General features: G+C 45.2%; 13 protein-coding genes. 3 read left to right on the top strand and 10 right to left on the bottom strand.

The features are described 5' to 3' along the window. The first annotated feature begins 578 nt into the window (after positions 1 to 578). Positions 579 to 998, top strand: coding sequence for a hypothetical protein (locus tag F7D47_RS09840; RefSeq protein ID WP_153085834.1), 420 nt, complete (start codon positions 579 to 581; stop codon positions 996 to 998). Between the two features lie 99 nt (positions 999 to 1097). Here the strand turns inward: F7D47_RS09840 and uxuA are convergent, their stop codons facing one another. The 9 genes from uxuA to F7D47_RS09795 form a co-directional block, all read right to left on the bottom strand. Further along, entirely contained in the window at positions 1098 to 2369 is a 1272-nt protein-coding gene (gene uxuA / locus F7D47_RS09835) for a mannonate dehydratase (protein WP_153085833.1), read from the bottom strand. A 33-nt stretch (positions 2370 to 2402) separates the two neighbouring features. After that, positions 2403 to 3992, bottom strand: coding sequence for a mannitol dehydrogenase family protein (locus F7D47_RS09830; RefSeq protein ID WP_153085832.1), 1590 nt, complete (start codon positions 3990 to 3992; stop codon positions 2403 to 2405). Positions 3993 to 4277: 285 nt separating this feature from the next. Further along, positions 4278 to 5591, bottom strand: a complete 1314-nt coding sequence (locus tag F7D47_RS09825) for a DNA recombination protein RmuC (RefSeq protein WP_153085831.1) — start codon at positions 5589 to 5591, stop codon at positions 4278 to 4280. Between the two features lie 192 nt (positions 5592 to 5783). Further along, complete coding sequence (locus tag F7D47_RS09820) at positions 5784 to 8102, bottom strand: glycoside hydrolase family 3 N-terminal domain-containing protein (RefSeq protein ID WP_153085830.1); 2319 nt, start codon at positions 8100 to 8102, stop codon at positions 5784 to 5786. Positions 8103 to 8154: 52 nt separating this feature from the next. Continuing rightward, positions 8155 to 9156, bottom strand: a complete 1002-nt coding sequence (locus tag F7D47_RS09815) for a hypothetical protein (protein WP_228112416.1) — start codon at positions 9154 to 9156, stop codon at positions 8155 to 8157. 74 nt (positions 9157 to 9230) lie between these two features. Next, on the bottom strand, positions 9231 to 11015 hold the full coding sequence (locus tag F7D47_RS09810; RefSeq protein WP_119229694.1) for a SusD/RagB family nutrient-binding outer membrane lipoprotein: 1785 nt from the start codon (positions 11013 to 11015) through the stop codon (positions 9231 to 9233). Positions 11016 to 11070: 55 nt separating this feature from the next. Further along, positions 11071 to 14247, bottom strand: a complete 3177-nt coding sequence (locus F7D47_RS09805; RefSeq protein ID WP_153085828.1) for a SusC/RagA family TonB-linked outer membrane protein — start codon at positions 14245 to 14247, stop codon at positions 11071 to 11073. 28 nt (positions 14248 to 14275) lie between these two features. Beyond that, a complete protein-coding gene (locus tag F7D47_RS09800; protein WP_153085827.1) occupies positions 14276 to 15496 on the bottom strand; it encodes a glycoside hydrolase family 5 protein in 1221 nt (406 codons plus the stop codon). Positions 15497 to 15675: 179 nt separating this feature from the next. Beyond that, entirely contained in the window at positions 15676 to 19809 is a 4134-nt protein-coding gene (locus F7D47_RS09795; RefSeq protein ID WP_194252650.1) for an ATP-binding protein, read from the bottom strand. A gap of 124 nt (positions 19810 to 19933) precedes the next feature. Between F7D47_RS09795 and F7D47_RS09790 the strand changes: the two genes are divergently transcribed. Beyond that, positions 19934 to 21220, top strand: a complete 1287-nt coding sequence (locus F7D47_RS09790) for a M18 family aminopeptidase (protein WP_117586760.1) — start codon at positions 19934 to 19936, stop codon at positions 21218 to 21220. 144 nt (positions 21221 to 21364) lie between these two features. On the opposite strand, the gene F7D47_RS09785 is transcribed toward F7D47_RS09790, so the two are convergent. Then, positions 21365 to 22675 carry an ATP-binding protein gene (locus tag F7D47_RS09785; RefSeq protein ID WP_153085826.1) on the bottom strand — a complete coding sequence of 437 codons (1311 nt, stop codon included), beginning with the start codon at positions 22673 to 22675 and terminating at the stop codon, positions 21365 to 21367. Positions 22676 to 22979: 304 nt separating this feature from the next. Here F7D47_RS09785 and F7D47_RS09780 point away from each other — a divergent pair. Beyond that, positions 22980 to 23416 (top strand): AAA family ATPase (locus F7D47_RS09780; RefSeq protein ID WP_228113600.1); only part of this gene is annotated, 437 nt, incomplete at its 3' end.

The following is a 23416-nucleotide window of genomic DNA, read 5'->3' as shown; positions in this document are numbered from 1 at the left end:
ATAGCATTATATATATATTTATATATATAATAAACTTCTAAATAAAGGAAAAAGTGAAGGGTCAGAGAAAAACTGAGGAACTGAGGAACTGAGGAACTGAGTCATTGCAGTAAAAACATCACAACCATCATAAACACCTGATTTACTGCTTAACTCTATACTTTAAGAGAACAAAGCTATGAGTTGTTACCCGTAAAACTATGAGTTGTCACCCACAAAACTATGAGTAAGGAAGTTTAACTACTTTCAATCTGAAAGCATAGTTCAAACATTTCCTTATCACACCCCCAAATTTGGCAGTATCAGAGAAAAGTTGTATCTTTGCACGGAATTCCATCCATTCCTTCCATTCCATCCATATCTACCATACCTTCCATACCGCTCCTGCCATACCGCTCCTGCCATGCTATCCCCATAACTCCTCCCGCCCAGCTTCAGCACGCGTCTCTCCATCCGAAGTATTAAAAGGAAAAAGATAAAAAAGGTATGGCTTTTCGAGTTATTTTTTGTACTTTTGCAGCCGATAACGCATTTTGCGAACAAAACAGGATTCTTTAAAGAAAAGAAAGGAAATAACAATGAAGAAAATATTATACTTTGTGGCAGCCCTGGCTGCTGCATCCTTTATCACTACGATGGGTACCAGCTGCAAGTTTGCACCCGACCAGCATGACGGCGACACGGTAGCTGCCAGCGAGTTTTACCCGATAGATACCTCTGCGGCTCATGCCAAGAAGATGGCGAAGATTGCTGCCATCAAGAACGGAAAAGACAGTGTAGGCATCTATTATGTGGGCAGCAATTCTACCAAAGACCTCATCGAGCTCGTATCCTATCCTTCACGCCGCGACACGATGATGTACAGCAAGACCCGACACATAAAAGTGAAGGGCAATGCCGACATCAACCACGTGGTTCGTGTAGACTTCTATCTGCATAACGGCAAGGATTCGCTGGTGAAGTATGTGGAGGAAGTGGAGCTCAAAACAAAAGAATAAAGCACCCCAAGCACACAAAAAAGGCTAGCATGCAAAAACGCACACTAGCCTTTTTCGTATTTTATCTAACCTAAATTTCAAATCACTAATAACTAATCACTAATCATAGAATCCCGGCTGCTTATACTCAATGCCCAGTTCATCATCTACTGTTGCGATGACACCCTGAATCTGACCCATGGCAAACATACGGCCGAGGAGAGTGTAACCGGCATTGTGACCATGATTGCTCTCATCGAATACGCCACCTGGCTCATCGGTGAAGGTCATACCGTGGTCTACTCGCATAGGCAATCTGCGGCCCGAATTGCACTTGCCTTCCTGCTCTGCCTTCTCGAAAATACGGCAAAGTTCAATGAGAAGGCCGCGACCACCCAAGTGAGAAGCCTCAGTAAAGTTGCCGTTAGGGAAGATGTAGCAGGAGCGCAGATGAACAAAGTGAGTGCGGTCAGCAAACTGCTTCGCCATTGCCACACAGTCGTTGTGCTCGCCGGCAGAGAATGAACCTGCACAGAAAGTCAAACCATTGTGCTTGTTTGGCACAGCATCGAGCATCCACTGGATATCCTCGGCACGACCGATGATTCTTGGCAAACCGAATACAGGATAAGGAGGATCGTCTGGGTGAACACACATGTTGATATCGTACTCATCGCAGATAGGCATGATAGCCTCCAGCCAGTACTTCATATTCTCCTGCAACTTCTTCTTGTCGATGCCATCATAAAGCTTCAAGAGGTCGCGGAACTTCTGGACAGGAGCTGAATCGCCCTCGCTGAAGTTACCCGATACAAAGCCCTGGGTCTTGATGATGATATTCTCTACCAAGGCATGATCCTGCTCTGGTGTAGAAGTCTTCTTGATTTCATCAGCCTCAGCCACGAGGTCTCTGCCCCACTTGTGCTCCTTAGAGAACTCAGCCCAATCCTCACGAGCGCCTTCACGCTGCAGGATATAGATATCAAAGTAGGCAAACTCGCCCCAGTTCATATAGAGGTTGTTGGCTCCGTTAGGATTCTCGTGTGCCAAATCGGTACGAGCCCAGTCTAAAACAGGCATGAAGTTGTAGCAGATGCACTTGATGCCTTCCTCGCCCAGGTTGCGGAGACTTTCCTTGTAAACCTCAATCTGATGGTCGCGGTCAGGACCGCCATATTTCAGGGTTTCAACCACAGGCAAAGACTCTACCACGCTCCATTTCATACCATAAGACTCGATGTACTCCTTGAGGTCATGAATCTTCTCGCGTGTCCAAACCTCGCCCAGAGGAACATCGTGCAATGCGGTAACGATGCCCTCAACACCAATCTGCTTCAACTGTGCAAGTGTAATCTTATCTTTCTTGCCAAACCAGCGCCATGTTCTTTCCATATATATTATATAATGTATAAGTTTAAAAATGAATTATCTTGCAGAAACATATTTATGCAATGTCTGTCTTACGGCACCCTTACCGGCGAAGAGTTCCTTCACCATGCCCTCAATCTGCTCGCCGAAGCCAGCCTCGTAGAGATCGAGTCCGAACACATCCTTGCGAGAATAGAGGTTCTTCAGGCAAGAATAGTCCTGATCTGCCTTGCCTACCTCAAGAGGAGCTACGATAGCCTGGAGCTCTGCCAACAATGGGTCAGAAGATGGCTCGAATGGCTTCAGGTTATCATCCAATGCCTTGAGATAACGGGCATAACCTGCCAATACCAGAGGAATCAACACAAGGTTGCTCTTGTCGAAACCACGGTCAATGTACTTCTTGATGGTCTCACCGAAACGGATAGAGAGCTTCTGGCTGGTATCGGTAGCGATACGCTGAGGAGCATCTGGCATGAATGGGTTAGGCAGACGCTTGTTGATGACGGTGCCGATAAACTCGTATGGGTTCAATACACCTGGATCTGTTACTACTGGCATTGCCTCGATATAACCGATCTTCTGGATGAATGAACGCAAATCCTCATCAGCCATCTCGGCAGAAATCAAGGTATAGTCGAGCATGCAGCCATAGATTGACATCGCTGTATGCAGTGGGTTCAGACAGGTGGTTACCTTCATGGTCTCAACCTCATCTACAGTCTTGCGGGTGGTATAGAGGGCACCGCCCAACTCCAATGGTGGACGACCGTTGGTATAAGTATCCTCGCAAACGAGATACTGCACTTCCTCGGCATTTACGAAAGGAGCGGTGAAAGTATGCTTCTCGGTGATAATCGTATTGTTATCCTCGAAACCATCCTCAGCGAGCATCGCCTGTACCTTCTCGTGTGGACGAGGAGTAATCTTATCAATCATAGACCAAGGATAGGTAATCTTGCTGCTGTCATTGATATAATCTACGAAACCAGCCTCTACGATACCATCCTGTGCCCAACGCTCAGCATAAGCCTTTACGCCAGCCTTCACATGGTCGCCGTTGTGAGAACAGTTGTCGGTAGACTGAAGAGTAAGTGGCAACTTGCCTGCCTTATAACGCTCATAGAGAAGAGCGGTAAGCTTACCCATGGCGAAGACTGCATCGAGACCACGTGCCAGATCGGCATCATTATAAGAATATCCCTTCTCTGTGATGGTGAAAGTTACCATCTGTAGACTTGGTGCCTGGAAAATCTGGACCAATCGCGCCCAGTCCTCACCAAACTGCTTATCCGCCTTGAGGCTTTCTGTGATAGAAGCGATGACCTTCTTCTCGATGGTTCCGTTACTCTGGAGGCTGACGAGAAGCGAGAGGTTGTGATAAGGACGATAAGCCTTGTCGATGATTTCGTAGTCGAAGCTTTCAGCCACGATTACGCCACGATCGTACTTGCCCGTGTTGAGCGCATCGTTGAGGATGGCTGCCGGGAAAGCACGGAAGATGTTACCTGCGCCGAAGTGAACCCAAGTAGGCTCATCGTGAGTCTTCTTAGCTACGGCTGCGATGTCATACTGAGGAAGCTGATAACCTTTAGCTTCCCATTCTGCAGCATTAAAGCTGTCTGAAAGAATTTCGTTCAGTTTCATGATTATATCGTTTTTTTGATTGTTTCATATACTCGCCTATCATTCCGAACAGGCGTGGCAAAAGTACAAAGAAAAATCGAAAACCGCTCATTTTTAAGGTTATAATTTCGAAAAATGAACGATTTGCAAATACATTTGAACAAAAAGGCAAACGTCAACAATCTGATAAACCCGTTTTTAACGATAATGTTACATCAAATAAAGAAATGATTACATCAGAAAAAAAAAGAGGATGTAAGTTCTCGCCCCACATCCTCTTCTATTTATCTTTAGATTTCATTTTTTCTATTCTTCCAGCGATTTGATTTGCTTCTTCGGCGTCACTCCGAGTCCCTTCAGGCTCTCCACCCTGCGCATCACGTTTCCGCTTCCATCGTAAAGCTGCTTTCTTGCCTTGTCGAAGGTGCCGGAAAGGCGGGTTATCAGATCACCCACACTCATAAAGGTATCTTCGAAGCCAGCCACCTTATCATACAGGTCAGCAGCCGTCTTCACGATTTTCTCCACATTCTTGTTCTGCCGGTCGTACTGCCAGAGATTATACGCAAGCTGGAGTGCCATGAGCAGATTGCTTGGTGAGATGATGATAATCTTCTTCTGATAAGCATAACGGCTGAGATCAGGCTGCTGCTTCATGGCTGCGATATAGCTGGTCTCGTTAGGGATGAACATCAGTACGAAACCGATGGCATCATCCACCAGTTTGGAATAGTCTTTGGCTGCCAGTTCATCGATGTGCTTTCGTACGCTCAGCGCATGTGCCTTCATCAGGCGTTCCTGTTCAGCCTCATCTTCAGCTGCCAGAGCATCGGAATAGGCGGTAAGCGAAACCTTGGAATCGATGACCACACTTCTGCCTTCCGGGAATCTGACGATGACATCCGGACGATAGTTCTTTCCTTCTACATCTTTCGTATTCTCCTGAATGAAGAATTCCTCATCTTTACGAAGTCCGCTGTTCTCCAGGATGGTTTCCAGCACCATCTCGCCCCAGTCACCCTGCATCTTGCTGTCGCCCTTCAATGCCTTGGTCAGGTTGGCAGCATCAGAGCCAATCTTCTCGGTCTGCTCCTTCAGGTTCAGTACAGCCTGCTGCTGTTCCTGCTGGAAGAGTTTCATCGTTGCCTCGAAGGTGTTCTGCAGTTCCTTCTTGTTCACCTCGTTCTGGGTTTTGCTCTCCTCTACCGATTTCTTGAAATCAGCAAACTGTTCCTTGATAGGTTTCAGGAGTTCATCCATCTGCAGACGGTTGTTTTCCTGCAGAGCCGACTGCTTGGCAGCCAACTGCTCAGCCGCCACCTTCTGCTGTTCTATCGTCATTCGCTGCATTTCCTGCTTCAGGCTCTCGAGTTTCTGTGCCCACTGCTGGTCGCTTTCCGCCCTGAGTTTCGCCGCATACAGCCGCTCGTTCTCCATTTGAGATTTCATTGATTGAACCTCAGAAGCATGATGCAGTTTTATCTGTTCGATGTTAGCCGCCAGCACCTGAGCCTTCGCTACGAGCTGGGTTTTCTCCTCTCCCGCACTTTTTGCTTCCATCAATTTCCCCACGAAGAATCCGATGGCAAGTCCTATGATGATTCCAATTACTATTTCCATTTATCCTTGTTTTGAATGATTCTGTAAATCTGCAAAAATTATGATTTGCAAAAGTAATCATTTCAAGACATAACACCAAACATCATGGGGGATTCTTGTAGATATTTAACTCTTCTGCATTTTACTATGCAAACAAAAAGAGCGCACCACTCTTGGCACGCTCTTTTCTTTAAATCATCTTTTAAATATACATTATCGGTTGGCAGTAGGCCACTGATAAGTATCAGTGCAATGGATATCAGCACTCTGGTCGGCTATCATCAACTTGAAGTCGCCTTCCTCCAATCTCCATTTGCCATTCCAACCTACGAAGGCCAAATCGTCTGCCTTCAATTCAAATATCATGGTCTTGGTCTCACCAGGCTGAAGTTCCACCTTGTCGAAGGCACGGAGACGACGGCCATCAGGCACCATACTAGCGATGAGATCGCTACTGAACAGGAGGACACTCTCCTTGCCTGCCACCTTTCCCGTATTCTTCACATCCACGCTCACCTTGATGATGTCACCGTGGCGGAAATCAGACTGAGAAACCTTCAGGTTGCTATATTTGTAAGAGGTATAACTCAAACCATATCCGAAGCCCCACTGCTGGGTAATCTTCGCATTGTAGTCGTAAGCACCTTCCATCGTACCCACCTCCTCACTCTTCTTGAAGTCATAGTTGGCGAGCGAATTGATTTCCTTAGGATAGGTGTAAGGCATCTTGCCACTGAAGTTTGACTTGCCCGATACCAGGTTTGCCAAGGCATCGCCGCCCATGTTGCCAGGGATAAGGATGTCGATAATGCCCTGTGCCAATGGTTCGATGTCGGCAATGAGACGAGGGCGACCTTCATTCAATACCAGAACGACAGGCTTACCGGTCTTGGCGAGTTCCTTCACGAGATTGCGCTGGTTCTCTGAGAGCCAAAGGTCGGTCAGGTTGCCCGGAGTCTCTGTATAGGAGTTCTCGCCAATGCAAGCCACGATGACGTCGGCATCCTTCGCTGCAGCCACAGCCCCCTGAATCTGAGGTTCGTTCTCCTCCCAGTATTTTCCCTTCTCATTATAGGTAACACCCTGGTTCAAGATAACGTTCTCCTTGCCATACTCATTACAGAATGCCTCATAGATGGTATTGTACTTGCCGGCAAACTCATCGGCACGATGACCCTGCCAGGTATAGCTCCATCCACCGTCCAGACAACGCATCTGATTGGCATTAGGACCTGTAAGGAGAATCTTCTTACCATGCTGCAAAGGAAGGATATTACCCTCGTTCTTCAGGAGCACCATACTCTCGGTAGCTCCCTCCAAGGCGAGCTTGGCAAACTCCTCGCCACCAAACTTAGGATAATTCTTCAGTTTCTGGGTTGGGTTCTTGAAGAGGTCGAGACGGTACTTCATGCGAAGCACACGGCGACAGGCATCGTCAATGCGACTCATCGGAATCTTACCTTCCTTCACCAGTTCTACAAGATAGCCACAAGCATCGCAAGAATAAGGTTCCATAATCATGTCGATACCGGCATTGATGGCAATGCGGAGCGCATCCTTCTTGTCCTTTGCCACCATCTCACGAGTATAGAGATTGTTGATGTCTGCCCAGTCGGTGATAAGCACACCATCCCATCCAGTCTCTTCCTTCAGCCATCCTGTCAGGATGTCCTTGTTGGCATGCATCGGCATACCGTTGACGGAAGCGGAATTCACCATCACGGTCAAGGCTCCAGCCTGCAGACCCGCCAGGAAAGGAGCGAAGTGCTTCTCTCGCAAGTCGGCAGGAGAGATATAGGCTGGCGTACGGTCTTTACCGGTCCAAGGCACACCATATCCCATGAAGTGCTTCATGGAAGTGGCAATGTGATACCGGTCGATGTTGTTTGGGTCCTCGCCCTGAAAACCATAGACCATCGCCTTGCCCATCTCTGAACTGAGGTAGCAATCCTCACCAAAGTTCTCCCAGATGCGAGGCCAACGGGCATCACGACCGAGGTCAACGGTAGGACTGTAAGTCCAAGGTATGCTCACCGCACGAGTCTCATAAGCGGTAGCCTCAGCTGAACGGCGAGCTATCTCACGATTGAAGGTGGCAGCCACATTGATGTTCTGCGGGAAGAGGGTTCCGCCCTGTGTATAGGTAGAGCCATGGTTCTGGTCGAGACCGAAGACACAAGGGATACCGATGCGCTTCATCGAGATCTTCTGGATCTGAGAGATATACTTCTCCCACTGCTTGGCGGTTGGTGCGCAGGTATTTGGAGCGTTGAGGATAGAGCCAATCTTATAGCGGGAAAGGATAGAATCGGTCTTGTGCTCGTCGATATAGAACACACCGTCCTTGTCGTTGGCACCAAAGAGGTCGGTCACCAATTCCATCATCTGACCTATCTTTTCCTCCAAGGTGAGTTTCTTCAGGGTTTGTTCTACCTGAGCCTCAATCTTAGGGTCGCTCTTGATAACTGGAACATTGGCACTGGCTGTATAAGCCAATGCCAATAATGAAATAGATAATAAAATTTTCTTCATAAACAGTAAAGGTTTGACGCTTTATGATAAAAGCGGAAATCTTTCTAATATTTTATTCAATAGTTACTTTATCTACATAATAGCCATGTCCCACACAGATGAACCCATCCTCGGCAGCCATCTTGTCGAGTGCATCCTGGGTCAACTCAAACTTCACGACATTGCCCTCACCAAACTCGTATGGAGAAGTCAAGTCGGTCCACCAGGTGGTGGCAAGCTTGATCTGATGGTAAGTATCGTCATCCTTCATCGAGCAGTAAACTCGGAGGGTCTGCCCCTCCTTCCACTTAGCTACCTGGTCCTTGGTGATGAGGTTGAAGCTCTTGTTAGGGTCACCATCTCCCAAGTCCCAAGATACATAGTGATGACCTTCCCAGAGGGTAGTCTCCATAGATGGACGTGGCTCTGTAGTTACCTTGATTTTACCGCAAGGGAACTCTACACCACTGCCATCTACCAATGTAATGTCGTAATCGCCATTGGCGAGGTCGGAAGGAGCTGTAACTTTCAATGCCTTACCCTCATCGAGAACTTCGAAGGCAGCCTCCTTACCATCGATGAGTACTTTCTGAACGTGATCCACCAGGTTCTTGCAGTTGCGGATGATTGTAGTTTCTCCCGGAGCTACCCAAAGCTCGCTGGCATTGGTACCCAAAACTGGGTCATCGGCAGCAGGAGTCACGGTAACTTTCAAGGTGCGGGATGTGGTCTTATTCTTGGTGGTGGTTGCCACAATCTTCAGTTCATGATCACCTAAAGGCAAAGTTTGGTCGATGGTGGTACCTTCATAAATCTGCGTGCCATCGAGCAACCATGTCACTGTGGTGTAGTGAACAGGAGTGACTTTAATTTCCAAGTTCAATTTGGTCTTGCGATCTAACTTCTGGTCATCCAAGTCGGTGTTCAAGATACGAGGACTGTCATCTTCTGATACGGTGAAGAAAGGATCGTCGTCAGAGGAACAAGAAGACAGTGTAGCAGTGCCTGCGAACGCAAAGCTCATAGCAAAAAGCATCATCATTGCCTTCAAGACATTACCTTTATATTGATTCATTATCTTTTTCATCTTGATAATTATTAATAGTTATGGCGTTAGCCAATTCTTAATTGTTCATTCTAAATTCTTAATTACTTAATGTATCCTTTACCATTAGCTGGAGCGAATTCTGGCTGAAGGTTGACGTTAGCCTTATCCCACCAAAGCTTCTTGTGCCAATCATCAGTACCACCCATACGCTCGATGGCAGCCTTATAGTTGACGCTGTTATACTGACCTTCCAACTCTGGATAACGCAAGCGAGTAGGCATAGCCATGTTAGAATCGGTATAAGTGAAACCATTGGTAAAGATGCCTAGTCGGCTTCTGTCCAGGATAGCAGGATAGTCGGAGCGACGCAAGTTAGCCCAACCCTCTGATGGGTTCATCATGTGGAGAATCCATGCCTGGGTGTTGATGGTCGCCTTAGGATTGTCACCCAACTTGTTGTTGGCAATGAACTCATTGATCTCATCCTCAGAAATCTTGTTGGACGTGAGATAATAGTTGTTGAGCATCTCCATAGAAGCACGAACACCTTCCTCATAGAGAGTCTCAGCGTCACCACTTACATTCCAACCCTTGGTCTTAGCCTCGGCCATGAGGAATTTCACCTCGGCAGAGGTAATCAGAATACCAGGGCAAGAAGGCATCTCAAAGTCGATGTTCAAGCATGGACGCATCATACGTGCAAGAAATTCTGAGTTGCCATAATTGTTAGCATCCTGCTCAGCCAACTTAGCGAGAGAAGGAAATTCTGATACCTTAGGCACGTTCATCCAGTCGCTATACCAAGCAGCACCAGGATTACAAGGCTCCTCACCAATACCTTGACGCTGGAAGTAAGCCAACACCTCATCGGTCAAGTCGATGTTCTGCTCCTTGTCTGGCTTCACCTGACTACGCTTGATGTTGTAATAGTGGCGGCAGATGCGATAGAGACGAGGGTCGTCAGTATTCTGCATCTGATAGAACAAGGTAGAGCATACGAATGTAGGAGATACAGCATCCTGACCATAGAGTATCTCTCCCAAGGCATTGGTACGGAAATCATAGTCGTTGGCTCCATCATAATAGGTATAAGGAGAATCTGAATACTTGATGTAAGCATCGTCGGCAGCCGAAGCAATATAACCGCCAGCATCTGTCAATGCACTTTCAAATTCCTCCTTAGCCTGAGTAGGATTTACATCTGAGATACGCATGGCATAACGCAAACGAAGAGAGTTGGCATACTTCTTCCATTTAGCCACATCGCCACCAAGACTGGTTACATCGCCAGAAATGAGGTCGGTACCTGTGCCAAGCTGCTTCTCGCAAGCGTCAAGTTCCTTGAAGAACCAGCTGTAAAGCTCTTCCTGCGTATCATACTTAGGATTAGAAATACCCTTGATGTATCCCAAGCCAGCCTCAGAAGCAGGGATGTCGCCATAAAGATCAGAAATCACAGAGAGCAGATACACACGATGGATGCGAAGAGCGGCATTCAGATTAGCCTTGTCCTCAGAATTGTGGATGGCATCCACAAGGTTCTTGATGGAAACCGCATAATAACGGTCCCAAATAAGACGGGCAATATCATCCTGAAAGAAATTGGAACCCGAATAATTGGTTACATTCCAACCACCAGCGAAATACTGGTCAAAACCAGTGATATAGTTGCGATAAGTATCCATCAAACTAAAATCACCGTATGTCTGCAACAAAGAAGTTGTCAATTGTGCATTAGGATCCAGCTTGTCCACCTTGGTCTTATCGGTGTTAATGCTTTCCATCGTGCTGTCAGAGCAAGAAGTCATCACACCGCCAGTAGCCATCAACAAGAGAGCCATTGCGAAACCGCCTTTGCCTATATATTTCTTGATTATATTATTCATTTTATTATTGTCTTTTAATCAGTTAAGAACTATCATTTCTTTCCCCATCAAGAGATTAGAACTTCACATTCACGTTGATACCATAGCTCTTGCGAGATGGCAATGAACCATACTCCAAGCCAAGACCAGAGGTATTGTAGCTTGAGTCTGGGTCGATATTAGGAATGTTCTTCCAAACGATGAATGGGTTACGAGCCACGAAAGATACGCTCAAGCCCTTGACCCACTTGCCCAACAAACTCTCTGGGAAAGTATAACCTAAGGTAATCTCACGGCACTTCACGTAAGAGTTGTCATATACAAACTCGCTCTGTACGCTGGTAGCCATGTGCTTCCAGTAATCTTCTGGGCTCACAGCGATGTCGTTCTTACGATAAGTACCATCACCATTGTCGATAACACCATCCACTACGAGTCCCTTGCAGTTGCCAGACTCACGCCATGCCGAGATGTCCATACCTGCTGCCTGACGAGCCTCCTCAGAAGCGTACCACTCCTCACGGCCTGCCAATGTTCCCTTTGCCTTACCAGTCTGGTATGCAGAGCGCATAGACATAGAGTAGATATCAGCACCCACCTTCACATCGAAAGATGCAGAGAGGCGGAAGTTCTTGTAAGAGAATGTGGTATAGAAACCACCAGTCCAATCCCAAGAAGAGTTGCCGATGGTCTTCACGTTCTGGTCAACCTTTGGAAGTCCTGTGGCTGCATCGATGACAACTTGTCCCTGCTCATTGCGAACAACATCGTGTCCACGGATAGCACCATAATTCTCGCCAACCTGAGCACCTACTGATACACCGCACCATGTGGCCTTGGCAAGTTCAAAATAATCCATGCCATCTACGAGCGACTTCACCTTGTTGGTATTCTTGGAGAAGTTGACACCCATGTCCCAACCAAAGTCCTTAATCTGGAGCAATCGACCATTGAGGGCAAGTTCGATACCCTTGTTCTGAATCTCACCGGCATTAACCAAACGGTAAGAATAGCCAGAAGTGGTGGTAGAAGCAAGGCTCAAGATCTGATTCTTGGAGTTCTGGTTGTAATAGGTTACATCCAAGCCCAAACGACCATTGAAGAACTTCATTTCCAGACCCAACTCGTAAGAGCCAGTCATGGTTGGCTTCAAGTCCTTATTTGGCTGGGTAGAGTTGCTTATCATACCGATGGTATAACCTGAATAACTATACTTGCCTGTGGCGTAGTTGGGTGCAAGCTGGTAAGGGTCGGTATCGCTACCTACCTTTGCCCAAGATGCGCGAATCTTACCATAATTGATGAACTTCTTGTTCTTGATAAACTCGGAGAAAACCAAACTACCCGATACAGATGGATATACGTATGTATTGTTATTTGTAGGGAGCGTAGACGACTTATCGCCACGGAGGGTTCCCTCCAAATAGTAAGTATGCTTGTAGCCGAGGCTCGCGCTGGCATAGAGAGAGCTGATCTGCTTCTTGTACATACTCTCACGAGTGTTCTGCTCCTGATAGTTCATGATGTTCTGGATGCCATTCATCTGCTGGTTAAGACCGGTATTGGTGATGGTCTTGTTGTTCACCTTGAAGATGTTGCCACCCGCTGTGGCATTGACATCGAAATCGCCCCATGAGTTGTTGTAGAGGGCAAGGAGCTCTGCGTTCAGTGTTCTGTTATTGAAGATTTGGTCGGTAAGCTTTCCTGCTGGTGTACCTGGAGTTGTCTTGGCGATGAAGTCCTCGAAGTTCATGCTGTTGATGTCGGTACCGATGGTACCCTGCAACTTCAAGTGCTTGTTGATGTTCCAGATGGCCTTACCTGTCAAGCGGAACACATCTTTCTTAGAAGTATTGCCATTCTTATAGAGATCCCAGTATGGGTTCTTGTTATACTGGTCGTTAGCATTCCAGTTGGAGTAGTTGCCGTCGGCATCCTCATAGTGCTTCAACCAAGCCTGGTTGTAGGTACCAGCCAAAGTCATGAGGTTCTTACCTACATTGCTCTGAGAATCACCCAAGGCTGGACGGTTCTTCACGTTCTCACGAGTATAGTTGGCGGTGAAGTCGAAGTCAACAGGACCAGCTGAGGTATTGACACGGAGGTTGAAGTTGTCACGACTCATGTTGGTGTTAGGCAAGATGTCCTTGTTGCGCATATCCGTAACAGAGAAACGCATACCAGTCTTACCTGAATTCACAGAGAGAATGGCTGAGTTCTGCGCCGTCAAACCAGTGCGGAAGAAATCAGACGCATTGTTAGGATACATCATGAAAGGATGCTCCTGTCCATCAAAATACTTGAAGACGAAATCATCAGCCTTAGGACCCCAACTGGAGTTGGTACCAGCTGTACTGGATGTAGGAAGGGCACCATTGTAGCCCATACCATAAGTTGTCTGCACATCATCCCACTTAGCCAACTGGGTATCGATGGTGAAAGAACCATTGTACTCTACACCAATCTTATCCTTCTCCGCCTTCTTGGTCGTAATCAAGATAACACCATGAGAAGCACGGCTACCATAGAGGGCAGAGGCAGCAGGACCTTTCAATACGGTCATCGTCTCGATATCGTCAGGATTGATGGCAGAGATACCATCACCGAGGTCATAACCACCAGCTTCACCAGCACTACCAAAGTTGGTATTATCCAAAGGCACACCATCCACCACGTAGAGAGGCTGGTTATTGCCTGCCATTTCTGTATTACCACGAAGAAGCACGCGGGTAGAACCAGAAGCACCACCAGCGGTGTTCTGCACAACGAGACCAGCCACCTTACCTGAAAGAGAGTTGATGACGTTGGTTTCCTTCGCCTTGGTAAGTTCCTCACCTTTAACCTCCTCCAAGCCATAGCCGAGAGCCTTGCGGTCGCGCTTGATACCAAGGGCGGTAACAACGACCTCATTCAAGGCCTTACCATCCTCTTGCATCGTGATTTTCATGCCATTAGCAGCTTTCACGGTCATCGTCTTGTAACCGATGTAGCTCACTTCGAGCGTTGCTCCAGGCTTGCAGTTCAACGTAAAGTTACCATCTATATCGGTAACGGCACCGTTGGTTGTACCAGCCACTTTCACGCTAGCGCCAATCAAGGTTTCGCCAGTGGCATCCACCACTGTACCCTTGATGCCTTGGTTCTGCTGAACGCTCATCGCTGCATTGTTCATCTGGGCAGCGAGAATGGCAGAAGCAGGCATCCACATCAAACCTGCACCAAGCAGGCCGAGAAACATAGTTTTCTTTCTCATAATTGATATTTTTGTTTTTAGTTTAACATTATTCTTTCCCAAAGATTCCTTCGAGAATCCAAGGAGCATTCACCTTCATACTCTTGAAACGGTCGAAGATGCCATACTTCTCAGAGCCGTTGCCGAAGTGGTTGTTGTCCCAAACGAAAGTAGAGAAGCCTCGTTTGCGAGCCTCCGTAGTCAAGAACTTACAGTAGTAGGTCATGTTTTCATGCACTTTCTCTGAGTTTGACTTATAGTGATCGGTTACTCCCCACTCTCCTATAACGATACCCAGTCCTTTGTTACTCCAGGTATTCACCGCCTTGTCGAAGAAATCCGTCATCGTCTTCTCGTTGTCTGCAGGTATCTTGCCAGCATCCTTGTAGGCATCACCCCAGTAATCGTAGGTGCAATCGCCGGCGTAGCTCCATGGCTGATAGTAGTGAAATTCCACACTCATATAGTTGTTGCCATTGCCTTCGGCATCCTTTGGAATGATGAAATCTCCATTCTCGATGCCAAACCAAGGGTTACAAACGTAAGTCTGTAAGATGAGGTGGCGCTTGGCATTGTTGCCGCCTGTGGCACGAACCACATCCACGAATATCTGATTGTAAGCATTCTGCACTTCGAGGTTCTCGGCAGTAGGTTTGCCCCAGTTATCTTTGATATGCACTTCGTTAGTTCCTGCGAAAGCAAGACGATAATCATAATTGGCAAACTCAGAGGCGATATTCATCCAAAGAAGCGCAAGCTTCTGGCAGTTTTCTTCCTTATATTGATAGGTAGGACGACTTTCGAGCCATTTTTCATGATGCACATTGATGATAACCTTGAGGTCATTATCCAGGCACCAGCCCACCACCTCCTTGATACGGGCAATCCAAGCCTTGTCGATGCTCATCGCCTGAGCGTTGGTAATGTGGCACTGCCAACGGATTGGAATACGGATGGCATTGAAACCTGCCTTCTTCACGGCTTGTATCATCTTCTTGGTAACAACTGGATTGCCCCAGGCTGTCTCTGCATGGATAGAACCATCAGGGTTGCCAATCTGCATCGACTCACCATCCTGTCCAGGAGCTGAACACTCGAATTCATTGCCAAGATTCCACCCCACAACATCTTTATTCCATTGCTGGGCAGTAGGTATGGATTCGCCTACACCATCAGAACTGCCGGATGAGGGCAATGTACTTGCTTCGCATGAGAAACATGTGAAGACGCCTATTAAAAAGAGGCTAATTTTCAAAAAGTTCCTTTTCATTTTTATGTTTATATTGTTATTGTTTCGTTTTTTAAATAACTGTTTGACTTACTTAACAGAATCTGGTTGCAAAGATAAAGAAAAGGAACTTTCAGAGGGTTAGATAACAAACAAAAAAAGGTTTCAATTCAGACATATCGTCTAAGTAGAAACCTTTTCCTTGAATTTAAAACTCTAATTTACAGATACTTACTTGGAGAAACCCCAAAGTGCTTTTTAAATACAGTACTAAAGTACTTCACATTTACAAAACCGGCTTTCACAGATACATCCAGCACACTATCCCCCTGTTTCAGGAAGATTGCAGCCTGCTCCAGACGTATCAAACGCATAAAATCCTGCGGACTTTGACCCGTAAGAGTCTTCAGCCTACCATAGAAAAGCGTTCTGCTCATCGCCATCTCTCTACAGAGTCGGTCAATATTAAAGTCTGTGTCGCTCAGATGAGTCAACACCAAACGGGTAGCTTTATCTACAAAAGCCTGGTCTTGTGGATCCAGAACAGCTTCTGCCACATTTTCGACTGTCTGACCTTGCTTATTCAAGACAGTATCATCCTTTTTCTCTTCAGAAGCTCCAGCAGGTTCCAAGTGTTCATCGGAAGAATCGGAACCCACAATCTGCCCGGAAGAAGCAGAATCAGAAGCAACCTCTCCTCTAACAAGAGCAAGGCTTCTGTCCATATAATACTGACTCAACCGGCGATGATTCTTCAAAATACTGGCAACCTTACTCGCAAGAATAGCAGTATCGAATGGCTTGGCTATATAGTCATCAGCACCAAGTCCGAGTCCCTCTATCATAAAGTCACGACCAGCCTTAGCAGTCAGCAGGATAACAGGCAGCCATGATGTTTCCTTATTTTCCTTGATGCTGCGACAGAACTCATCTCCGTGCATTCCCGGCATCATGACATCAGAAACAATGATATCACATACCCCGCCCTCTTTCAAATATTTCAAGGCAGCCTCTGCACTCTCCACATCAACTACTTGATAAGAATCACCAAAAGTCATTCTGATATATTTGCGAAGATCTTCATTGTCATCGACAAAAAGAAGTGTATCCGTCGAAACATCAGCATCCTGCAGAACCGCAGAAGACACAGACTGGCAAGTTTCATCATGCTTATCTTCAGCTAAAGAAGATTCAGTTGCAACATTTTTCTTTTCTCCAACAAGCCGGACAGAAGAATCTGTTACATGACCTAATGGCATCTTCACACAGAAAGTAGTACCCTTTCCTTCCTCACTTACGAAACTAAGCTTTCCTCCTAATTTCTCTACAAGCTTTCGTGTAAGCATCAGTCCTAATCCACTTCCCATTTCCTGAGAATTTATCGCATTAGAAGCCCTGAAGAAGGTCTTGAAGATACTCTTAATTTCGGCCTTTGGAATACCTATACCTGTATCACATACATGAATCTTAGCCATCTTACCTTCAACAGAAGCCGACAACGTAACCTTTCCACCTTGAGGTGTATATTTGATAGCATTTGAGAGAAGATTTTCCAATATCAGATCCATCATTTTGACATCAGAATGAATCTGTTGCTGCGGACACGTTTCAATACACAGTTGAATATGCTTCTCCTGAGCTGCCAATACAAACTTTTCCAACTGCACACGTAAAAGCATCGGCAATTCTATATCTTGCAGGCGAACCTGTTCGGCAGACTGCTCTATCTTTTGGAAGTCAAGCAATTCTGTAACCATCTTCAATAGTTTGTTGCCGTTGCGATGCGCCATATCCAAGAATCCACGGCTTTTCTCACTCAAGTTGGAATCATTAGCCAGATTATCAAGAGGAGCCAACACGAGACTCAAAGGAGTACGTATGTTATGGGCAGTATTAACGAAGAAATTGATTTTCTCATCATAATACTTTCGCTGTAAGCGCTCTTTGTAATACTGCCAGACAAAATATAAGATGGCAGCAAAAATACAGAGATAGATAATCCATGCCCACCAGGTATTCCACCAAGGTTGGGCTATATGAATTTCCAAAGTTGTTTCTCCCAATTCTCTACCATTACTTCTGCAGATAGCCTTTACATGAAGCACATAGCTGCCCGAAGGCAAATTTACAAATCGTGCCAACTGATTAGAAGATGTTTTACTCCAATTACGGTCGTATCCTTCCAAATAATATTGATATTGAATATCATACTGGTATTGATAATTGATACTCTCGAAAGAAACAACCAGCGTATTCTCATTATGGCTAAGTTTCAATTTGCCTTCCTTCAACATTTCAAAGAGACATTCATTCCAGTGATCGGAACGTTCGACACCTTCAACCTCAACACTATGAATACGAAGTGGAGCGGCATAATTCAAACCTTTGGCAAACATAGGAGTCAAAGCGACAACTCCATCGTTGCTGCCAAAAAGCACCCTGCCATCTGAAGTACACGCAACAGACATTCGGTTATACTCACGTTCCATTCCCTTAAAGATGTTGAGGTTTACTATCTTCCCCTGTTTCATGAACGCCAAACCTTTATCCGTACTGATCCACAAATTGCCATTAATACCTTTTATAAGTCCATAAACAGTATTAGAAGGCAAAGCGTCCTGATTAGTATAGCGCTTAAACTTCTTTGTCAGTAAATCATAATCATAGAGTCCTCCTCCATCCGTTCCAATCCAGATATGACGGGAATCCTGAAAAGCCATACTGTTGACAAACAAATTAATGTCTTTTTCGGGATACTGTTCAGGATAAAAGAAACGACGAGGATGCAAAGGTTCACGCTTATCAATCAAATAGCTTCCATGCGAAGTTCCTACAGCAATAAAACGCTTATCCAGTGATTCCGTGATGCATTGCACTTCGTTGACTGGCAGATAGAATACCGACTTTCCCGTTCCATTCAAATTATATTTATCTGAAGGGAAACAAGCCATATCTCCATCCAAACATCCCACCCAAACATTACCATCGCTATCAGTGAAAAGACTGAATACATAATCACTCTTCAACATTCCTGTTTCCACAGAATAAGCAGGCATACTAGTGCCATCAGCATGAACCTGATATACGCCATTACCATAGGTACCAACCAGAATTCTGCCGTCTACAGTCTGACAAATCGTAAGCGCCACTTTATTATATAATCCATGATGCCAAAGACGAGTCTGCGCATCATAGACACTTACTCCTTTATCTGTGGCATACCATATTTTCCCATCACGGCTTTGGAAAACATCGTTCACACAATTATCTATCAGTGATTGATTGTTGAGATATTCATGTGTGATATATTCCAATGTATGTTTCATCGGTATTGCCAAATCTACTCCTCCCGAGTAAGAGCCTGTCCATAAATCGCCAAAACGATCGCAGCACAAGGTATATAATCCATTACCATTCAGTACGTTACCAGGACGTCCATCTGTATCTAGCAAGAGCTTGGTTTGTTTATTCGAACTGTCATAAGCATATATTCCAGCTCCATCTACAGCCATCAGAAGAGTCTGCTTATCATATAAAATGATTGAACGTACGGGAATTTTAGGAATGTTTTGCAAAGATTGGAAATCAGCAGATTTTATCAGCTTCCAAGTACGATCATCCACTACTTTAACTCCTTCGTGAAAAGTACCCAGCCAGATACGATGTCCCACAATATCATGATAAGAGGATACTACAGAACTGCCACTAATCTTCTTTTCTAACTTCCGGGCAGACATCGAATAGCAATAAACATCTTTAAAAGTTCCTATCAAGAGTTTCTGACCTATAAATTGGATATGATTAATATAGGTATTTTTCAATACAAACCTACCCTTAGCTGTCTCCCGAACTATCTCCTTTCCATCAGTAGCTGCTGATAAGCAATAAATGCCTCTATCCATAGCTAACCAGAAATTGCCCTTTTCGTCTACCAACAGTTCGTTCAACACGATACTTCCACCTAAAATATGCTGAAGATTACATTTCAAGACAAATGTATCTTTCCTCTTATCATATATATACACCTTTCCCTTGTTGTCGTAGGCGTAAATCAGATGTTGCGCATCCTTAGTCAGTTTAATACATCTACCACTAGCATCACTATACGGCATCTCTGTGTATAAAGTATAATTGGTTACTTGTTGCCCATTATATCGGTCAACTCCACGCTTAGTACTTATCCACATGGCACCATCCTCTGCCTCGACAATAGAATAAACACGAGGGCTGGAAAGACCATTGTCAGCATTGAGATTGGAAAGCATGAACATATTTCTGGAAACATGCGCATATGCCTGAAGAGCCGATGCCAACAGCAGCAATATAATGAGAGTACAGGATTTATATCGTTTCATAATTCTTTCATTGATCTTATTTGGGGACAAAGATAATACAAAAAAATGAAAAACAAATAGAATAATGAGATAAAATGAAAAAAATCTATTATCTTTGCAAGATATTAATATAAAGATATAGACTATGATCAAAAGATTATTATCCTTTCTAGACGCATCGCCAGTGAATTTTCTGGCAGTAAAGAATATCTCCGAGGAATTGGAGAAGAACGGGTTCCGCCGTATGAACCCACAGGAGCCTTTGGGCAAGATTGAAGCGGGTGAAAAGTTCTTCGTTACCAAGAACGACTCTTCCATCTACGCCTTCCAAATCGGAAAGAAGCCTTTGGCAGATGCCGGTTTTCACATGATCTGCGCCCACTGCGATTCGCCTACCTTCCGCATCAAGCCAAATGCTGAGATGCTTTGCGAGGGCGGTATCGTAAAACTGAATACCGAGGTTTATGGTGGTCCTATCATGTCAACCTGGTTCGACCGTCCGCTCACCTTGGCAGGTAGAGTTATCGTGAAGGGCGAGAATGCGATGAATCCCCAGACGCTCCTTCTTCATGTGAAGCGCCCATTGCTGCAGATCAGCAATCTCGCTATCCACTTCAACCGTCAGGTGAATGATGGTGTGAAGTTGAGCAAGCAGAAGGATGTGCTCCCTATCCTCGGCATCATCAATGATGAACTGGAGAAGGGCAATCTGCTGATGAATGTGATAACCGATGAACTGAATATCCAGAAAGAGGATGTTCTTGATTTCGATCTCTATCTGGCTGATGCCACTCCAGCCTGCACCTTCGGTGTACACGATGAGTTTATCTCTTCAGGCAGACTCGATGACCTGTCTATGTGCTGGGCTGGTGTAGAGGCGATGATTGCATCTGATGCCAATGATACCACCCAGGTTCTCGCCATCTTCGATAATGAAGAAACGGGCTCTCAGACCAAACAGGGAGCCGGAAGTCCATTCCTTTCATATATGCTCCAGCGCATCGCTCTGGCACAGAGCCATACAGAAGAGGCTTATTATCAGGCAGTAGAGCGTGCCTTCATGATTTCAGCCGATAATGCGCATGCCTGGCATCCTAACTATAGCGAAAAGTTTGACCCTACGAATCATCCTAAGCTGGGTGGTGGTCCGGTCATCAAGTTCAATGCAGCCCAGAAGTATGCGAGCGATGCTGTATCAGCAGCCATCTTCGCCAACATCTGCGATGCAGCCGGTGTACCATGCCAGCGTTTCGTAAACCACAGCGATGTAGCAGGCGGAAGCACCTTGGGCAATATCCTCGCCTCTTCCATCCCATTGAAGGGTGTGGATATGGGCAATGCCATCCTCGCTATGCACAGCTGCCGCGAAACCGGTAGCGTTATCGACCACGAATATTGCGTGAAGGCTTTCACCAAGTTCTATCAGTTGTAAGCAATCCCGATTTATCTCTTCACTCTTCACCTTCTCGCCCGTAGCCCCTCTGTTTATCGGGGTTTCGGGAGGTGAAGAGTTTTCTTTATCTCTTCACCCACTCTTCACCCCTCTTCACCCATATATCTTTTTTCTCATTAAAAATTATTTAAAAATCAGTTTCTCCGTTCTATCAGCCAGGAAAAGAGGGATGTTGATAAAGGAATCATCCCTCTTGAGATTAAGCATCGAATATCTGATGCGCAAACCAGGTGAGTACCTTTTGTTATACTCTATCAAACTACGCCCCGTGACACTGGTACCCGACTTCACTTCCACCGGAATAACTTCCAAACCACGCTGAACAATAAATTCCACTTCTGCTTTATTACCCGAAGCCCAATAATGGGAACAATTAACGCCATTAGCCACTAGACTCTGAAGAATATAATTCTCTGCCAAAGCGCCCTTATATTCTTTAAATATAGGATTATCAACCAGATAAGCCTCAGGACTCAAATCAGCAAGCACTCTCAATAATCCCACATCAAGACTATAAATCTTGAAGATGCTCAAATCTTCATACGATTTCAAAGGAACTTGCGGAGTAGAGCACAAGCTTACCTTATATATCAATCCCGCATTTTTAAGCCATGTAAGAGCATCCTCATATTCCCTCGCTCTTGCACCAGGACGAACCAGCTGATAAACAAACTTTCTATTTTCCTTAGCCAACTGTGACGGCAAAGACTTCCAAACATGCGAAATCCTATTAGCCAGTAAAGGCGTAGCATGCTTCACAAAGTCCAAGGAATAATCTTGCAAGATATTACGTAGAGTTATTTCCACGCCACTCAGATCCTTTTCTATCATCTTCATTGCCGCAGCTGGCATTCCACCAGATATACGATAGGCAGTAAATGCCTGAGAAAGTCTATCAAAAAAAACGTCAGGAAGAGGTTCCAAGCTATCTATTGACATATAATATTGGTAAAGCCTTTCATCTCGCTGCTCCAAAAACTCAGAAAAAGTGACAGGATACATATTTATATGGTCAACCTTACCCACAGGAAACGAAAAGCCTTGATGACCAAAAGCCAACCCCAAAAGAGAACCAGCACAAGCCACAACATATTCCGGTGTCTTTTCGCAGAAATATTTCATTGCGCTAATGGCTTCCGGACAGTCTTGTATCTCATCAAGAATAAGCAAAGTCTTCTGAGGCAAAATAGGTTCTGAAGTAAGATATGACAATTGCTCGATGATTTGCAGCGGGTTCTTGGTCTTGCGAAAGATATCGCAGACTCCCTCTTCTTCATTGAGACTAAAATATGCGCAATGCTCAAAATATTCTTCTCCGAACTTCTGAAGTACAGAAGTCTTTCCTACTTGTCGAGCGCCCAGCATAATCAATGGCTTACGGTCTTTTTTAGCTCTCCATTGTTTTAATTCTTGAATAATTATTCTATTAAACATTTTTTAGCACCTCCATCGTTAAAGTGCGAAAAATGTGTAAGTTTACACATTTCTGATACTTCTTTTGTGAAATTCTCCACATTTTTCACACTTGAGTTTTATTTTTCATCGCAAAGATACTAAAAAAACGACAAGCAAACAAGCATTTACTACATTTTTAACCAACTTTATTACATCATTTATTTCAAGAGGAGCATAAGACCATCCGTAAGATTCTTTCTAGCTCATAAAAAAAAGCGGAAAAAGCATGGCGGTTTGGGAAAATAATCGTAAATTTGCAATTGGAAAACAAAGATTAGGAATTATGATAGAGACTAACGATAGAATATTGCCGGTCGGCATCCAGTCTTTTGAGAAAATCAGAAAGGATGGATACCTTTATGTTGACAAGACAGATATCATCTGGCAACTTGCCAACAGAGGGAAAAAGTATAATTACCTGAGCCGTCCACGCCGCTTTGGTAAATCAGTGCTGGTCGATACGCTCGAAGCCTACTTCATGGGTAAGAAGGAACTCTTTGAGGGGTTGAAGATCATGCAGATGGAGACGGAATGGGTGAAGCGACCTGTCATAAGACTGGATATGAGTCGTGCGGGCGCAGAGCCGGAAAGTCTGAAAGGTTATCTAGACTATACCTTTCAGGAATATGAATCTTTGTATGAGATAGAAACAAGAGGTAATTCTCCGTTAGCTACTCGTCTGATAGAAATTATAAAGACTGCATACAACAAAACAGGTTT

This window comes from Segatella copri (genome assembly GCF_009494835.1).
GTDB lineage: Bacteria > Bacteroidota > Bacteroidia > Bacteroidales > Bacteroidaceae > Prevotella > Prevotella copri_F.
The sequence above is the reverse complement of the archived record's forward strand: the minus strand, read 5'-3'. Positions and strand labels throughout refer to the sequence as shown.

Excerpts from the sequence above, each read along its gene's own strand:
- F7D47_RS09810 (WP_119229694.1), bottom strand. The coding sequence starts at position 11,015 with ATGAATAATATAATCAAGAAATATATAGGCAAAGGCGGTTTCGCAATG.
- F7D47_RS09785 (WP_153085826.1), bottom strand. The coding sequence starts at position 22,675 with ATGTTTAATAGAATAATTATTCAAGAATTAAAACAATGGAGAGCTAAA.
- F7D47_RS09815 (WP_228112416.1), bottom strand. The coding sequence starts at position 9,156 with ATGAATCAATATAAAGGTAATGTCTTGAAGGCAATGATGATGCTTTTT.
- F7D47_RS09840 (WP_153085834.1), top strand. The coding sequence starts at position 579 with ATGAAGAAAATATTATACTTTGTGGCAGCCCTGGCTGCTGCATCCTTT.
- F7D47_RS09830 (WP_153085832.1), bottom strand. The coding sequence starts at position 3,992 with ATGAAACTGAACGAAATTCTTTCAGACAGCTTTAATGCTGCAGAATGG.
- F7D47_RS09790 (WP_117586760.1), top strand. The coding sequence starts at position 19,934 with ATGATCAAAAGATTATTATCCTTTCTAGACGCATCGCCAGTGAATTTT.
- F7D47_RS09825 (WP_153085831.1), bottom strand. The coding sequence starts at position 5,591 with ATGGAAATAGTAATTGGAATCATCATAGGACTTGCCATCGGATTCTTC.
- uxuA (WP_153085833.1), bottom strand. The coding sequence starts at position 2,369 with ATGGAAAGAACATGGCGCTGGTTTGGCAAGAAAGATAAGATTACACTT.
- F7D47_RS09800 (WP_153085827.1), bottom strand. The coding sequence starts at position 15,496 with ATGAAAAGGAACTTTTTGAAAATTAGCCTCTTTTTAATAGGCGTCTTC.
- F7D47_RS09820 (WP_153085830.1), bottom strand. The coding sequence starts at position 8,102 with ATGAAGAAAATTTTATTATCTATTTCATTATTGGCATTGGCTTATACA.
- F7D47_RS09795 (WP_194252650.1), bottom strand. The coding sequence starts at position 19,809 with ATGAAACGATATAAATCCTGTACTCTCATTATATTGCTGCTGTTGGCA.
- F7D47_RS09805 (WP_153085828.1), bottom strand. The coding sequence starts at position 14,247 with ATGAGAAAGAAAACTATGTTTCTCGGCCTGCTTGGTGCAGGTTTGATG.